Origin of the sequence: Streptomyces sp. NPDC015171 (genome assembly GCF_043079545.1) — a bacterium.
Lineage (GTDB): Bacteria > Actinomycetota > Actinomycetes > Streptomycetales > Streptomycetaceae > Streptomyces.
In genome coordinates this window covers 19,465-34,833 of sequence record NZ_JBIBUO010000013.1, presented here as the reverse complement: position 1 = coordinate 34,833, position 15,369 = coordinate 19,465, and the positions used below count along the sequence as shown (strand labels likewise).

The following is a 15,369-nucleotide window of genomic DNA, read 5'->3' as shown; positions in this document are numbered from 1 at the left end:
GCGTCGCCGACCTCGGCATATGCGCCAAGTGTTGCAACACCGACACAAAGCGCGAGCCGGGGTCGGCACTGTCAGTGGCCCTGCGTAGGGTTCTGGACAACCGCGCAGTGCACAGCACACAGCTCGGCGCGGCAACAGGGGATTGTCGAGAGGGGATTCAGCCGTGTCCGTCAACTTGTCCAAGGGTCAGGCCATCAGTCTGGAGAAGAAGGACGGTGCCACCCTGACCGCGGTCCGTATGGGCCTCGGCTGGCAGGCGGCGAAGCGGCGCGGCCTGTTCGGCTCGCGCACCCGCGAGATCGACCTGGACGCCTCGGCGGTGCTCTTCGCCGGCGGCAACCCCGAGGACGTCGTCTTCTTCCGTCACCTCGTGAGCGACGACGGTTCCGTGCGCCACACCGGTGACAACCTCGTCGGCGGCGTCGGCCAGGGCGGGGACGACGAGGCGATCCTGGTGGACCTGCAGCGCGTCCCGGTCCACATCGACCAGATCGTCTTCACGGTGAACTCCTTCACCGGCCAGACCTTCCACGAGGTCCAGAACGCGTTCTGCCGGCTCGTGGACGAGACCACGGGCCAGGAGCTTGCCCGCTACACCCTGGCCGGCGGCGGCGAGTACACGGCGCAGATCATGGCCAAGGTGCACCGGGCGGGCTCCGGCTGGACGATGACCGCCATCGGCGCCCCGGCCAACGGCCGCACCTTCCAGGACCTGATGCCGGCGATTCTGCCGCACCTCTAGAAGGCGGTCTTCCCGCACCTCTGGCAGGCGCGCTTGCCGCGCCGCCGGAACCGGCCGGACCGACGGCTCGCCGGGCGCGCTACGCACGAAGAACGACACAGGGGGGCCGACGGCGATGGCGGCTGAGCTCGTACGGGGGCAGAACCTCCCGCTGACCCAGGTCCGGCTGGAGATCCGGATCTCGGCCGGAGTGCCGGTCCTCGCCGGAGCCACGCTCGGCGACGAGCACGGCACGGTGCACGGCCGCGAGTGGGTGAGCCACCCCGGCGCCCCCTCCCTCCCCGGCGTGGAGGCGCCCCGGCAGGCCGCCGCCGAGCACCGCCTGACCGTCGACCTGACCGCCGTGCCCGAAGCCGTGCACCGTGTCAGCGTGTATCTCGCCCTGCCCACCGGTTCGTCGGGCCCGCTCCGCTTCGGTGCCGCCCCGGCCCCGCACACCGCGGTGAACGGCCCTGACGGCACCGAACTCGCCGGCTTCACCCTCACCGGCCTGGACGCCGAGGCGGCCGTGATCGCCCTGGAGTTGTACCGCAGGCAAGGCGCCTGGAAGGTACGCGCACTGGGCCAGGGCCATGCGGGCGGTCTGGCCGTTCTCTTCGCCGATCAAGGGCTGCACGACGCGGAGGACCTCGCGACAGCCATCGACCAGGCGGCAACGCTCCGCCCGTCCCGCGCGATACCCGCACCGTCGACCGACTCCGCATCGCTGACCGGCTCCGCACGGTCGACCGACTCCGCACCGTCGACCGACCCCGCCCCGCGCACCGCGTCCGCACCCCAGCCCTGCTCCGCTCCGCAGACGCCTCCTCCGTCTCAGACCTCGCCCGCTTCTCCCTTTCAGACCTCGCCCTCTCCTCAAGATGCGGCTGCCTCCGGTCCGGAGGATCCGGCACGCCCGTTGGATTCGCCAAGCTCTGACGGCCACGACGGTGCCGATCCCCGGCGCCCCGGCGGGCCGGTCGACTACACGCACCGCCGCCGGTCCCACAGCGCTCCGCCACCATCCGCGCCGCAAGCCCCCTCGGCCGCCGACGGGCAGCCCGCTCCGCCCGTAGCCGGAGACGCCGTGGGCTGGTCGATGCAGGAGCGGCTGTACAACCAGGTCTGGGGCATGTTCGAGGACCTGGCCCGCACCACCGCGGCCTACCGCCGTGCCGTCGAATTCGCCGACTCCCGCATGGAGCAGGAGCTGGACCGGGCCCTCGCCGACCCTCGTGAGCGGCTCGGCACGAGGGGCGACGCCGCCCGCGAGGCGGCCCAGGCCCGCCGGACCCAGCTGGCGGCCCAGGCGCGCGCGGCCTTCGAGCGCGACCTCGCCCAGCTCACGGCCGAGGCCGAGGTGGTCGAGCCCGCGCTCCCGCCCGCATATGCCCGTTGGGACAACCCCGCCTGGCACGCCTACCGCGTCCCCGCCGAGCCGCCCATGGCCCTGCGGCTGGGCGATCTCCACCTCCCCGAAAGCGCCCCGCTGAGCATCCCCCTTCTGGTGAAACTGCCGCTGGAACGGGGCCTCTGGATCGACAGCGGCCCGACCGCGACTGCCGACGACTGGGCACCGGACTCGGCCCAGCTGCGCCGACTGGCCATGGACGCGGCGGTCGCTCTCGCGGCACGGCTCCTCGCCGTCCATCCGCCCGGGGCGTTCGCGGTGCAGGTCGCCGACCCGGCCGGGGCCGGCACCCAGGCGCTGCTGCCGCTCACCCGGGCGGGTGTGCTCGCGGCGCCGCCCGCCGCCGGGGCGGCCGGGGTCTCGCACATCCTGGAGAGGCTCACCCAGCGGGTCGATCTGGTGCAGATGGCGGTGCGCGGCGGCGCGGCGGAGTCGCTGCCGGCCGATGTCGACACCGCGCGGCAGCTCCTGATCGTGAACGACTTCCCGCACGGGTTCGACGACCGGTCGGTGACCCGGCTCCGCTATCTCGCCGACGAGGGTCCGGCCGTAGGCGTGCACCTCCTGCTGGTCGCCGACCGCGAGGACGCGGCGGCCTACGGTCCCTTGCTCGATCCGCTGTGGCGTTCGCTGCTGCGACTCACCCCGTTGCCCGACGACCACCTTGCCGATCCGTGGGTCGGCCACGCCTGGACGTTCGAACCCTCCCTCGTCCCGAGCGGCAGCCAGGTCCTGCAACAGGTGCTCACTGCGGTGGCCACAGCTCGTACCAAGCGATAGTAAAGCAGCTCTGACCTGGTAATTTGGGATTTTCTTTACTTGTCACTTTACCTTACTTTGGCGATTGAGGTACTGTCTTCCGTACGGAGGGGAGTACTCCCTGACTGCGGCGCACCCGTCAGTACGGACCGTTTCGGGTTCCGGGGCGTCGGCCCATCGCGGGTGGAAGAGACCTCCGGCAGCGACAACGCTGATGTTTGCCGTTACGTAATGCCGGAGGTGCAGTGGAAGTCTCAATGACCCTTTGGGTCCTCACCATCGTGGGTCTCGCGGCCCTGATCGCGGTCGACTTCTTCATCGGTCGCAAGCCGCATGAGGTGTCGATCAAGGAAGCGGGTATCTGGACGGTCGTCTGGATCACCCTGGCCGGCCTCTTCGGCCTCGGGCTCCTCGTCTTCGGCGGCGGACAGCCGGCCGGCGAGTTCTTCGCGGGCTTCATCACCGAGAAGTCGCTGAGCGTCGACAACCTCTTCGTCTTCGTCCTGATCATGGCGAAGTTCGCGGTGCCCACCCAGTACCAGCAGCGCGTCCTGCTCGTCGGTGTCCTCATAGCCCTGGTCCTGCGGGCCGTCTTCATCGCCGCCGGTGCCGCGATCCTCGCCAGCTTCTCCTGGGTGTTCTACCTCTTCGGCGCCTTCCTGATCTGGACCGCCTGGAAGCTCATCCAGGAGGCCCGCGCGGACCAGGACGACGAGGAGTACGAGGAGAACAAGCTCCTGAAGGCCGTGGAGCGCAAGTTCGGCGTGGCCGACCGGTACCACGGCACCAAGCTGTGGATCCAGGAGAACGGCAAGCGCGTCATGACCCCGATGCTGGTCGTGATGCTGGCCATCGGCACCACGGACGTGCTGTTCGCCCTGGACTCGATCCCCGCGATCTTCGGACTGACCCAGGACCCGTACATCGTCTTCACCGCCAACGCCTTCGCCCTGATGGGTCTGCGCCAGCTGTACTTCCTCATCGGCGGACTGCTCAGAAAGCTGGTCCACCTCTCGTACGGTCTGTCGATCATTCTCGGCTTCATCGGCGTCAAGCTGGTGCTGCACGCCCTGCACGAGTCCGGTGTCCACGTGCCCGAGATCAGCATCCCGGTCTCGCTCGGCGTGATCTGCGCCGTCCTCGCCGTCACCACGGTCACGAGCCTGCTGGCCTCCAGGAAGCAGGCGGCCGTCGAGGCGGCGCACGCCGGCGGCGAAGGCGGCCGGAAGGACAACGCCGATGTCTGACCGCGCCGTCGTGGAGACCCACGAACCCGCATAGCCCGTCAGCCGGGGCTCGACAGCCCCCCATGGAGGACTCGTCGGGGGCTCGGCAGCCCTCGGCGGGGTCTCGTCGCGAAGCGGAGGCCCGGTCCCACCGGCACCGGGCCCCGCACCGGAAAGGATGAGAGGTATCCGAAAAGAACAGAATGCGAATCCTGTAGGCCTCTGCGACCATCGCCGCATGATCACTCGGCTCCGGTCGCTCACCCGTCAATGGACGATCCTCGTGCCGGTGCTCGCGGTCGTCCTCCTGGTCTTCACCTGGGGCCGGGACCTGCCCGGCCCCGTCGTGGGCCTGGTGACCGTCGTTCTCGCGGGCGCCGTCCTCGCGGCGGTGCACCACGCCGAGGTGATCGCCCACCGAGTCGGCGAGCCCTTCGGTTCCCTGGTGCTCGCCATCGCCGTCACGATCATCGAGGTGGCCCTGATCGTCACCCTCATGGCCGACGGCGGCGACAAGAGTTCCACCCTGGCCAGAGACACCGTCTTCGCCGCCGTGATGATCACCTGCAACGGCATCGTCGGGATCTGCCTGCTCGTCGCCTCCCTGCGACACGGCACCGCGGTCTTCAACCCGGAGGGCACCGGCGCGGCACTGGCGACCGTGGCGACTCTGGCAACGCTCAGCCTGGTGCTGCCGACTTTCACCACCAGCAAGCCCGGACCCGAGTTCTCCTCCGTACAGCTGACCTTCGCCGCGGTCTCCTCACTGATCCTCTACGGGCTTTTCGTGGCCACCCAGACGGTGCGCCACCGCGACTACTTCCTGCCCATCACCAGACAGGGTGACGTCATCACCGCCGACACCCACGCCGAACCCCCGTCCGCGCGCACCGCATGGACCAGCCTCGGCCTGCTCGGCCTGGCGCTGGTGGGCGTGGTCGGCCTGGCCAAGGGTGTGTCGCCCACCATCGAGTCGGGTGTGTCGGCGGCGGGCCTGCCGCACGCGGTGGTGGGTGTGATCATCGCTCTGCTGGTCCTGCTGCCCGAGACCATCGCCGCACTGCGTTCCGCCCGCCGAGACCGGGTGCAGACCAGCCTCAACCTCGCGCTCGGGTCCGCGATGGCCAGCATCGGCCTGACCATCCCGGCCGTGGCCCTCGCCTCCATCTGGCTGGCCGGGCCGCTCGTCCTCGGCCTCGGCTCCACCCACATGCTGCTGCTCGCGCTGACCGTGGTGGTCAGCTCCCTGACAGTGGTACCGGGCCGGGCCACGCCCTTGCAGGGCGGCGTCCACCTGGTGCTGTTCGCGGCCTACCTGGAACTGGCGATCAACCCGTAGCCGGCGGCCCGCGGAACGCCCGGTACGCCTCCGCGCGTCCGGTCAGCCCGTGACCGGCTCCGCCGCCGCGGCGGGCACGGGCCGCGTCTCCGGTAGCAGCGCGAAACACACCAGGCTGATCAGCGCGATCCCGGTCAGATACGCTCCCACGCCCCACGGGACCCGCCCGCCATGCTCGGCGAGCGTCGTGGCCACGATCGGGGTGAGGGCGCCGCCGAGGACCCCGCCCAGGTTGTAGCCCACGGCGGCGCCGGTGCAGCGCACCCGGGGCTCGTACAGTTCCGGCAGATAGGCGGCGATCACCGAGAACATGGTGACGAAGGCGAGCAGGGCGCCCAGGATGGCGAGGAACATCAGCAGCGGTTCACCGGTCGCCAGCAGTGCGACCATCGGGAACATCCACAGGGTGCAGGCGACGCACCCCGTCAGGCACATCGGCCGGCGCCCGACCCGGTCCCCGAGGAACGCCACCAGCGGTGTCAGCGCGCCCTGCACGACCACCGCGCCCATGATGCAGACCAGCATGACCGTACGGCTCACGCCGAGCCGTTCTGTCGCATACGCCAGCGACCAGGTCGTCACCGCGTAGAACACCGCGTATCCGACGGCGAGCGCGCCGGCCGTCAGCAGTACCAGCCGTGCGTGGTGCCGTACGACCTCGACGAGGGGCACGCGCGCGTGGTCGTCGATCTCCAGGAACCTGGGGCTCTCCGTGAGGGACGAGCGCAGCCACAGGCCGGCGAGTGCCAGCACGCCGGCCGCCCAGAACGGCACCCGCCAGCCCCACCGCGCGAACTCCGCGTCGGACAGCGTCACGGACAGCACGAGCATCATCCCGTTGGCCAGGATGAAGCCGAAGGCCGGGCCCACCTGCGGGAAGCTCGACCACAGGGCGCGTCGCCCGGCGGGAGCGTGTTCGGCGGTCAGCAGCACCGCCCCGCCCCACTCCCCGCCGACCCCCAGCCCCTGGAGGAAGCGCAGGACGAGGAGCAGCACAGGTGCTGCGACGCCGATGGACTGGTACGACGGCACACAGCCGACCGCGACGGTGGAGGCACCGGTGAGCAGCAGCGAGCCGACGAGCACCGGCCGCCGTCCGCGCCGGTCCCCGATGTGCCCGAACAGCATCGAGCCCAGCGGCCGGGCCACGAACCCCACCCCGAACGTCCCGAACGCCGCCAGCGTCCCGGCGACCGGCGAGAACGCCGGGAAGAACAGCGGCCCCAGAACCAGAGCCGCCGCGGTGCCGTAGACGAAGAAGTCGTAGAACTCGATCGCTGTCCCGGCGAGTGAGGCGGCGGCGAGCCGCGGCATGGACGGCGTGCTTACAGTCTGTACATCGTGCATGTCGGGTCAACTACCCACAGTGATCGGTAGTTACGGGGGCGTGCGGAGGTGATCACGGGACCGGAGTGCACGCCCGTGGCGACCGGCGCGCACGGCCCGCTGCCGGTCCCGGCCGGCGTGATAGACCGGGGGCGAGCAGCGGTCGTCCACGCGCCGCCCCGAACGGAACGGAGGAACCGTGTCCCGCACCCTGGCCAACGCCCCGATCATGATCCTCAACGGGCCCAACCTGAACCTGCTCGGCCAGCGCCAGCCCGAGATCTACGGCAAGGACACACTGGCCGACGTGGAGGCGCTGTGCGCCAAGGCGGCAGCCGTGCACGGGGGGACGGTGGACTTCCGGCAGTCCAACCACGAGGGTGAGCTGGTGGACTGGATCCACGAGGCGCGGCTGAACCACTGCGGGATCGTGATCAACCCCGGCGCCTACTCGCACACGTCGGTTGCGATTCTGGACGCGCTCAACACCTGCGACGGCCTGCCCGTGCTGGAGGTGCACATCTCCAACATCCACCGGCGTGAGGCGTTCCGGCACCACTCGTACGTGTCGCTGCGCGCCGACGGCGTGATCGCCGGCTGCGGCGTGCAGGGCTACGTGTTCGGGGTGGAGCGGGTCGCGGCCCTGGCCGGGGCGGCGCAGGCGGACGCGTAGTCCCTCGCGCGGGACTACAGCCGGCCCGCCTCCACGATCCGGCGCAAGAAACGCCGGGTGCGCTCCTGCCGCGGGTCACCGAAGACCTGCTCGGCGGTGCCGCGCTCCAGCACCACCCCGCCGTCCAGGAAGCACACCTGGTCGGCGACGTCGCGCGCGAAACCCATCTCGTGCGTCGCCAGCACCATGGTCATTCCCTCGTCCTTCAGGCCGCGGACGACCTCCAGCACCTCGCCGACCAGTTCGGGGTCGAGCGCGGCCGTGATCTCGTCCAGCAGCAGCAGCCGGGGCCGTACCGCCAGCGCCCGTACGATCGCCACGCGCTGCTGCTGACCGCCGCTGAGCCGGTCCGGGTACGCGTCCGCCTTGTCGGCCAGTCCGAGGCGCTCCAGCAGCTGCCCGGCCCGCTCCTCGGCCTCCGCGCGGGAGACGCCGTGCACCCGGCGCGGCGCCAGGGTGATGTTGTCGAGCACGGTCATGTGCGGGAAGAGGTTGTACGCCTGGAAGACGACGCCGATCCGGCGCCGGACGGCGTCCTGGTCCACGCGTGGATCGGTGATCTCCTCGCCGTCCAGCCAGATCGCGCCGTCGTCGATCTCCTCCAGGAGATTGGCGCAGCGCAGCAGCGTGGACTTGCCCGAGCCGGAGGCGCCGATCAGCGCGGTCACGGTGTGCGGCGCCAGCTCCAGGTCGACGTCCCGCAGGACGACCGACCCGCCGAAGGTCTTGCGCACGGACTCCATCCGCAGGACGGGTCCGTCGCCCGCGGGCGTGCTCTCGGACGTGCTCACAGAGATCCTCCCCAGCCCCTCACAGGGACCCGCCCTGGGCCCGCTGCCGGTCCATCCGTGCCGTCACCCAGTCGGTGAACCGGGTCATCGGGATGGTCAGCGCCACGAACACCAGCCCCGCGACGATGTACGGCGTGTAGTTCAGACTGCGGCCCACGATGATGTCGGCCGCGCGTACGGCGTCCACCGCGCCTCCGATGGACACCAGACCGGTGTCCTTCTGCAGCGACACCAGGTCGTTGAGCAGCGGCGGCACCTGGCGGCGCACCGCCTGCGGCAGGACGACGTACCGCAGGGCCTGCCGGTTGGTGAGGCCCAGCGAGCGTGCCGCCGCGCGCTGCGAGGGGTGGACGGACTCGATGCCGGCCCGGAACACCTCGGCCACGTACGCCGAGTACGTCAGCGTCAGCGCCGTGCCGCCGAGCAGTACCGGATCGACCGTCACCCCCTGCAGCCGCAGCGCCGGCACGCCCAGGACCACGATCATCAGGTTGATGATCAGCGGCAGGCCGCGGAAGAAGTCGGTGTACGCCGCCGCCAGCACCCGCAGCGGGAAGAAGACCGGCCCGCGCAGGGTCCGCGCGACGGCGATCAGCATGCCGAGGACCAGGACGGCCGCACCACAGACCAGCAGCAGACGGATGTTCAGCCACAGCCCTTCGAGGACCTTCGGGAACGCCTCGCGCGCGTAGTGCGCGCTGAAGAACGTCTCCTTGGTGCGCGGCCAGCCCGGTGCGCCGACGACGACGAGGTAGAGCACAGCCGCCGTGGCGAGGGTCGACAGGGCGGCGACGGCCGTGGCGCGGCGGGCCCGCGCGCGCTTGAAGCGTTCGCGCGCCAGCCGCCGCTCGGAGGGCACGTAGCCGTCGCCCGGGACACCGGGGCCGCCGGTCCCGGCATTCGGGTCCTCCGCCCCCTCCGGGGCCGAGTCGCCCTTGGTGAGGGTCACTTGAGCACCGGGGCGTCGACGGCGTCCGAGAGCCACTGCTTCTCGATCCGGGCCAGCGTGCCGTCCTTGCGCAGGGCGTCGACGGCACCGGTCACGCAGGGGGTCAGCGCGCTGCCCTTGTCCAGTACGAGCCCGAACTGCTCGGGCGTGCCGCCCTGGTTCTCGAACTGGCCGACGATCTTCGCGTTCGTCACCTCGGCCGCGGTGATGTAGAAGGCGGTCGGCAGGTCGGTGACGACGGCGTCGACCTGACCGTTCTTCAGCGCGGACTTGGCCTGGTCGTTCTTGGCGTAGACGGCCGGGTCCTGGGAGGGCTTCACGACGTCGGTGATGTAGTCGAGGCTCGTGGTGCCCACCTGGGCGCCCAGCTTCAGCTTCTTCAGATCCGCGATGCTCGTTGCCCCAGCGGCCTTGCCGCCCTTCAGCGCGATGACCGCCTGGCGCACGTCGTAGTAGCCGGAGGAGAAGTCCACGGCCTTCTTGCGCTCGGCACTGATCGACACCTGGTTGATGTCGAAGTCGAAGGTCTTCGCCCCCGGCGCGAACGCCTTGTTGAACGGCACGCTCTGCCAGACGACCGCGCTCTTCTCGTACCCCAGCTGCTTGGCCACGGCATAGGCGACCGCCGACTCGAAGCCCTTGCCGTCGGCGGGCTTGCCGTCCTTGAACCAGGGCTCGTACGCCGGTTCGTCCGTCGCGATCGTCAGCTTCCCGGACGTCTCGGTGGCGAGTCGGCCCTTGGCGCAGCTCTTCGCGGCCGACCCGGAGGGGCCGGTCGAGGCCTTCTCCTCTGGCTGCGGAGCGCAGCCGACAGCGGTGGCGAGCAGGGCTACGGTGGCGGCGGTGACCGCGCGGCGCAGGGCGCGAGGGGCAGGGTGCATGGCGGGAGAGTGGCAGTGAACGCCGCGTCTGTCCAGGTCACAGCGGTCGCTGTCCGCATGCTGGGAACGGGTGTTGCGGCCGTGTGAACACGGTCGTTCGCAGGCCACGCGCGCGTGCCCGCAGCCTGGGCCGCCGGCCGAGGGCGGGGTTGGAGACCGGCGGCCCCTACCGCGCAGGAGCCGTCATCCTGTGCGGGGCTCCTACCAGTTGACTGCGGGCGCCCGTTCTCCGGGAGTGCGCACGGGGGCTCGATGCGTGCGAAGGATTCACACGGGGCGCGCACGAAGGTGGTACGGGCCGGGCGGGCGTTGTGGTGCGCGCCCGGCGCGTGCGCAACGCGCGTGCGAGGAGCGCACGTACGACGCGTGCTCCGGCGCACGATGCTTGCTCAGCGCCGGTGTGCTTGCCGCGAGGCGCGGTAGTCCGAACGGCACTCCCCGGCGTGCGTACGAGGCCGTACGCACGCTCCCCGAGCCCCCGGGAGTCCGCTCACCACCCGCGCGCGTGCCACTCCGGCAGATGCGGCCGTTCGGCGCCCAGCGTGGTGTCGTCGCCGTGTCCCGGGTAGACCCACGTCTCGTCCGGCAGCACGTCGAAGATCTTCGTCTCCACGTCGTGGATCAGGCTGGCGAACGCCTTCGGGTCCTTGCGCGTGTTGCCGACGCCGCCCGGGAACAGGCAGTCGCCGGTGAAGACGTGCGGGTGGCCGTGCGGGTCGTCGTAGACCAGCGCGATCGACCCGGGCGTGTGCCCGACCAGATGGCGCGCGGTGAGCTCCACCTGGCCCACCCTGATGACATCGCCGTCGTCGACGAGGACGTCGGTGGGCACCGGGATGTCGGCGGCGTCGTCGCGGCCGGCGTACGTACGCGCGCCCGTGGCCGCGACGACCTCGCCGAGCGCCTGCCAGTGGTCGCCGTGCTGATGTGTGGTGACGACGGACGCGATGCCGTCGTCACCGATCATGGCGACGAGCGTCTCCGCCTCGCTCGCGGCGTCGATCAGGAGCTGCTCGTCGGTGGCCCGGCAGCGCAGCAGATAGGCGTTGTTGTCCATCGGGCCGACCGCGATCTTGGTGATCATCAGGTCTTTCAGCTCGTGGACATCCGCAGGCCCGCCGACCTTGACCTCTCCGGAGTACGTCATGACGGCCAGCCTATCGCCGGGGAGCCCTGGTGTACGGCCGCAGCGGCGAGCCCGCGGACGGTCGCCGTCCTACAGCGGAGGCAGTTTCGGCAGTGCCCCGCCGCGCACCTCCAGCGCCGCCCCGTCCCGGCGTCCGGCGAGCCAGCCCAGCAGGTCCGCCGGTCGCCCGGTGACCGTGACCTCGGGCTCTTCGGCCGCCCGTCCGGTGCTCCACGCGCGCGTGCCGTCGGTGAGACGGGTCGCCGGGACGTCGGGGTGCCCGGAGAACCGGTCCGCGAGGAAGGCGGTCTCCCGCTCCACGAACTCCGCCGGGAGATCCTCCAGCTCGTACCCGGCCCCGAGATCGACGTGGTGCAGCTCGACCTCCGCCCACCGGCGGAACGGCACCCGGGACGCGGAGTCGGTGACCCCGTTGCGCAGCTCCACCGTGCGCGTCCAGTCCGCAGGCGCGTCCCCGGCCGCCTGGAAGCCGGCCGCGCTCTCCCGGACGTCGGCGACCTGGGCCTCCAGGGGCCGTGGGGCGTCGCGGTCGATGTCGGAGTCGCGTACCTCGGCGCTCGCGTACATGGGACGGCCCTGGAGGACGTTCACGAGCGCGTCCGCGTTCCGGGCGAGGTGAGCGAGGACGTGCCCGCGGCTCCAGCCCGGAAGCCGTGACGGCTCGGCCAGCGAAGCGTTGTCCATTTTGGCGACCGCGGTGAGGAGCCGATCGGTCGCTTCACGTACACAGGCCAGGTCATGAGCGTGATCCATCATGGCGCCGACCCTAGTCCCGTCACACCTTCGGGTGAAGGCGATGGACCGCGTCCGCAAATCGAATGCACGTGCTATATCGTCGGGAGCGGAGTCGGGCATGCTGGAGAGCCGGGGGTTGTTATGCAACCGGGCAATCCGACCGGCGTTGTCAGTGGCTCCCCCTAGTCTGAAGAAGCACAGGGGCCTGCCTCTGTGACTTCTCTCAAGAAAGGTGCGGACCGGCGTGGCCGACCGTCTCATCGTCCGTGGCGCGCGCGAGCACAACCTCAAAAATGTCTCGCTCGACCTGCCTCGTGACTCGCTCATCGTCTTCACGGGCCTGTCCGGGTCGGGCAAGTCCTCCCTGGCCTTCGACACGATCTTCGCCGAGGGGCAGCGCCGTTACGTGGAGTCGCTCTCCTCGTACGCGCGGCAGTTCCTCGGCCAGATGGACAAGCCCGACGTCGACTTCATCGAGGGCCTTTCCCCGGCCGTCTCGATCGACCAGAAGTCGACCTCGCGCAACCCCCGCTCGACGGTCGGCACGATCACCGAGGTCTACGACTACCTGCGTCTGCTCTTCGCGCGGATCGGCAAGCCGCACTGCCCCCAGTGCGGCCGCCCGATCTCGCGCCAGTCGCCCCAGGCCATCGTGGACAGGGTGCTGGAGCTGCCGGAGGGAAGCCGCTTCCAGGTGCTGTCCCCGCTGGTGCGCGAGCGCAAGGGTGAGTTCGTCGATCTCTTCGCGGACCTCCAGACCAAGGGCTACTCCCGCGCGCGAGTGGACGGCGAGACCATCCAGCTGTCCGAGCCGCCCACGCTGAAGAAGCAGGAGAAGCACACCATCGAGGTGGTCATCGACCGCCTCACGGTGAAGGACTCCGCCAAGCGCCGGCTCACCGACTCCGTGGAGACCGCCCTCGGCCTGTCCGGCGGCATGGTCGTGCTCGACTTCGTGGATCTCCCCGAGGACGACCCCGAGCGCGAGCGCATGTACTCGGAGCACCTGTACTGCCCGTACGACGACCTGTCCTTCGAGGAGCTGGAGCCCCGTTCCTTCTCCTTCAACTCTCCCTTCGGCGCCTGCCCCGAGTGCACCGGCATCGGCACGCGCATGGAGGTCGACCCGGAACTGATCGTCCCGGACGAGGACAAGTCCCTGGACGAGGGCGCCATCCACCCCTGGTCGCACGGGCACACTAAGGACTACTTCGGCCGGCTCATCGGTGCCCTCGCGGACGCCCTCGGCTTCCGTACGGACATCCCCTTCGCGGGCCTGCCGCAGCGGGCCAGGAAGGCCCTGCTCCAGGGCCACAAGACCCAGATCGAGGTGCGCTACCGCAACCGGTACGGCCGCGAGCGCGTCTACACCACCCCCTTCGAGGGCGCGGTGCCCTTCGTCAAGCGCCGGCACAGCGAGGCCGAGAGCGACGCCAGCCGCGAGCGCTTCGAGGGCTACATGCGCGAGGTGCCCTGCCCCTCCTGCGAGGGCACGCGCCTGAAGCCGATCGTCCTCGCGGTCACGATCATGGAGAAGTCGATCGCCGAGGTCGCCGCGATGTCGATCAGCGACTGCGCGGACTTCCTGGGCGAACTGAAGCTGAACGACCGCGACAAGAAGATCGCCGAGCGGGTCCTGAAGGAGGTCAACGAGCGGCTGCGCTTCCTGGTCGACGTCGGCCTCGACTACCTCTCGCTGAACCGCGCGGCCGGCACCCTCTCCGGCGGAGAGGCCCAGCGCATCCGCCTGGCCACCCAGATCGGCTCCGGCCTCGTCGGCGTCCTGTACGTCCTGGACGAGCCGTCCATCGGTCTGCACCAGCGGGACAACCACCGTCTGATCGAGACCCTGATCCGCCTGCGCGACATGGGCAACACGCTCATCGTCGTCGAGCACGACGAGGACACCATCAAGGTCGCCGACTGGGTCGTCGACATCGGCCCCGGTGCCGGCGAGCACGGCGGCAAGGTCGTGCACAGCGGCTCCCTGAAGGAGCTGCTGGCCAACACCGAGTCGCAGACCGGCGCGTACCTCTCGGGCCGACGGGCGATCCCGCTGCCGGACATCCGGCGCCCCCGGGACCCGTCCCGCCAGCTCACCGTGCACGGCGCCCGCGAGAACAACCTGCAGGACATCGACGTGTCCTTCCCGCTGGGTGTGTTCACGGCCGTCACAGGCGTCTCCGGCTCCGGCAAGTCGACCCTGGTCAACGACATCCTGTACACGCACCTGGCCCGCGAGCTGAACGGCGCGCGGAACGTCCCCGGACGCCACACGCGCGTGGACGGCGACGACCTGGTGGACAAGGTCGTGCACGTCGACCAGTCGCCGATCGGCCGCACCCCGCGGTCCAACCCGGCGACGTACACCGGTGTCTTCGACCACATCCGCAAGCTGTTCGCCGAGACCACCGAGGCGAAGGTCCGGGGCTACCTGCCCGGCCGCTTCTCCTTCAACGTCAAGGGCGGTCGCTGCGAGAACTGCGCGGGCGACGGCACGATCAAGATCGAGATGAACTTCCTCCCGGACGTCTACGTCCCGTGCGAGGTCTGCCACGGCGCCCGGTACAACCGGGAGACCCTGGAGGTCCACTACAAGGGCAAGTCCATCGCCGAGGTGCTGAACATGCCGATCGAGGAGGCCATGCACTTCTTCGAGGCGGTCCCGGCGATCTCCAGGCACCTGAAGACGCTGAACGACGTCGGCCTCGGCTATGTCCGTCTCGGTCAGTCCGCCACCACCCTCTCCGGTGGCGAGGCGCAGCGCGTCAAGCTCGCCAGCGAACTGCAGAAGCGATCCACCGGACGTACGGTCTACGTCCTGGACGAGCCGACCACCGGTCTGCACTTCGAGGACATCAGCAAGCTGCTCAAGGTCCTCGGCGGACTGGTCGACAAGGGCAACTCGGTCATCGTCATCGAGCACAACCTCGACGTGATCAAGACCGCCGACTGGATCGTGGACATGGGTCCGGAGGGCGGCGCCGGCGGTGGCCTGGTGGTCGCCGAGGGCACGCCGGAGGAGGTCGCCGGGGTTTCGACGAGCCACACGGGCAAGTTCCTGCGGGAGATCCTCGGCGCCGACCGCGTCAGCGACGCCGAGCCGGTGAAGGCACGGCGCGGCACCACGGCGCGGAAGACGGCCGCGGCGAAGTCGCCGACGAAGAAGACGGTGACGGCCAAGGCCAACAACACCGCGACCAAGAAGGCCGCCACGGCCACCAAGAAGACGGCCGCGGCCGCGAAGAAGGCCGCCGCAGCCACGAAGAAGGCGACGCCCGCGAAGAAGACCACGCGGGCCCGCACGGCCTGAGACAGCCCCCGGAGGGCGGCACGGCACGCCCTCCGGCCCGTCTGACATCGCAGCAAGAATTCGGCGCCCCGCGGGAACTCCCCGCGGGGCGCCGCTCG

General features: G+C 70.3%; 12 protein-coding genes. 6 read left to right on the top strand and 6 right to left on the bottom strand.

All coding sequences use genetic code 11. From position 1 onward, the window contains the following. Positions 1 to 163: 163 nt before the first annotated feature. From ACF073_RS30030 to ACF073_RS30015, 4 genes are all read left to right on the top strand, one after another. Entirely contained in the window at positions 164 to 742 is a 579-nt protein-coding gene (locus ACF073_RS30030) for a TerD family protein (RefSeq protein WP_392074547.1), read from the top strand. Between the two features lie 115 nt (positions 743 to 857). Further along, positions 858 to 2,912: a TerD family protein gene (locus ACF073_RS30025; RefSeq protein ID WP_392074546.1), complete on the top strand. Its 2,055-nt coding sequence runs from the start codon at positions 858 to 860 to the stop codon at positions 2,910 to 2,912. A gap of 224 nt (positions 2,913 to 3,136) precedes the next feature. Next, positions 3,137 to 4,138: a TerC family protein gene (locus ACF073_RS30020; RefSeq protein WP_392074545.1), complete on the top strand. Its 1,002-nt coding sequence runs from the start codon at positions 3,137 to 3,139 to the stop codon at positions 4,136 to 4,138. A 217-nt stretch (positions 4,139 to 4,355) separates the two neighbouring features. Then, positions 4,356 to 5,456, top strand: a complete 1,101-nt coding sequence (locus tag ACF073_RS30015; RefSeq protein ID WP_392074544.1) for a calcium:proton antiporter — start codon at positions 4,356 to 4,358, stop codon at positions 5,454 to 5,456. A gap of 42 nt (positions 5,457 to 5,498) precedes the next feature. On the opposite strand, the gene ACF073_RS30010 is transcribed toward ACF073_RS30015, so the two are convergent. Continuing rightward, positions 5,499 to 6,770, bottom strand: a complete 1,272-nt coding sequence (locus tag ACF073_RS30010; RefSeq protein ID WP_392074543.1) for an MFS transporter — start codon at positions 6,768 to 6,770, stop codon at positions 5,499 to 5,501. A gap of 211 nt (positions 6,771 to 6,981) precedes the next feature. Between ACF073_RS30010 and aroQ the strand changes: the two genes are divergently transcribed. Further along, the gene (aroQ, locus tag ACF073_RS30005; RefSeq protein ID WP_392074542.1) at positions 6,982 to 7,455 is read left to right on the top strand and encodes a type II 3-dehydroquinate dehydratase; all 474 of its coding nucleotides are present in this window, start codon (positions 6,982 to 6,984) and stop codon (positions 7,453 to 7,455) included. 14 nt (positions 7,456 to 7,469) lie between these two features. Here aroQ and ACF073_RS30000 read toward each other — a convergent pair whose 3' ends face one another. From ACF073_RS30000 to ACF073_RS29980, 5 genes are all read right to left on the bottom strand, one after another. Continuing rightward, the gene (locus ACF073_RS30000) at positions 7,470 to 8,198 is read right to left on the bottom strand and encodes an amino acid ABC transporter ATP-binding protein (protein WP_392074752.1); all 729 of its coding nucleotides are present in this window, start codon (positions 8,196 to 8,198) and stop codon (positions 7,470 to 7,472) included. Between the two features lie 67 nt (positions 8,199 to 8,265). Next, positions 8,266 to 9,195 carry an amino acid ABC transporter permease gene (locus ACF073_RS29995; protein WP_392074541.1) on the bottom strand — a complete coding sequence of 310 codons (930 nt, stop codon included), beginning with the start codon at positions 9,193 to 9,195 and terminating at the stop codon, positions 8,266 to 8,268. Beyond that, positions 9,192 to 10,076, bottom strand: a complete 885-nt coding sequence (locus tag ACF073_RS29990; RefSeq protein WP_392074540.1) for an ABC transporter substrate-binding protein — start codon at positions 10,074 to 10,076, stop codon at positions 9,192 to 9,194. The genes ACF073_RS29995 and ACF073_RS29990 overlap by 4 nt, the downstream gene beginning before the upstream one ends. A gap of 490 nt (positions 10,077 to 10,566) precedes the next feature. Next, on the bottom strand, positions 10,567 to 11,223 hold the full coding sequence (locus tag ACF073_RS29985) for an MBL fold metallo-hydrolase (RefSeq protein ID WP_392074539.1): 657 nt from the start codon (positions 11,221 to 11,223) through the stop codon (positions 10,567 to 10,569). A gap of 69 nt (positions 11,224 to 11,292) precedes the next feature. After that, positions 11,293 to 11,979, bottom strand: a complete 687-nt coding sequence (locus ACF073_RS29980) for a maleylpyruvate isomerase family mycothiol-dependent enzyme (RefSeq protein ID WP_392074538.1) — start codon at positions 11,977 to 11,979, stop codon at positions 11,293 to 11,295. 223 nt (positions 11,980 to 12,202) lie between these two features. Here ACF073_RS29980 and uvrA point away from each other — a divergent pair, with 223 nt between their 5' ends. After that, positions 12,203 to 15,271: an excinuclease ABC subunit UvrA gene (gene uvrA / locus ACF073_RS29975; RefSeq protein WP_392074537.1), complete on the top strand. Its 3,069-nt coding sequence runs from the start codon at positions 12,203 to 12,205 to the stop codon at positions 15,269 to 15,271. Positions 15,272 to 15,369: the final 98 nt, after the last annotated feature.

What these genes read in the sequence shown, in the direction of transcription:
- ACF073_RS30015 (WP_392074544.1), top strand. Translation starts at nt 4,356, where the DNA reads ATGATCACTCGGCTCCGGTCGCTCACCCGTCAATGGACGATCCTCGTG.
- ACF073_RS30025 (WP_392074546.1), top strand. Translation starts at nt 858, where the DNA reads ATGGCGGCTGAGCTCGTACGGGGGCAGAACCTCCCGCTGACCCAGGTC.
- ACF073_RS29985 (WP_392074539.1), bottom strand. Translation starts at nt 11,223, where the DNA reads ATGACGTACTCCGGAGAGGTCAAGGTCGGCGGGCCTGCGGATGTCCAC.
- ACF073_RS29990 (WP_392074540.1), bottom strand. Translation starts at nt 10,076, where the DNA reads ATGCACCCTGCCCCTCGCGCCCTGCGCCGCGCGGTCACCGCCGCCACC.
- ACF073_RS30000 (WP_392074752.1), bottom strand. Translation starts at nt 8,198, where the DNA reads ATGGAGTCCGTGCGCAAGACCTTCGGCGGGTCGGTCGTCCTGCGGGAC.
- ACF073_RS29980 (WP_392074538.1), bottom strand. Translation starts at nt 11,979, where the DNA reads ATGATGGATCACGCTCATGACCTGGCCTGTGTACGTGAAGCGACCGAT.
- ACF073_RS30010 (WP_392074543.1), bottom strand. Translation starts at nt 6,770, where the DNA reads ATGCCGCGGCTCGCCGCCGCCTCACTCGCCGGGACAGCGATCGAGTTC.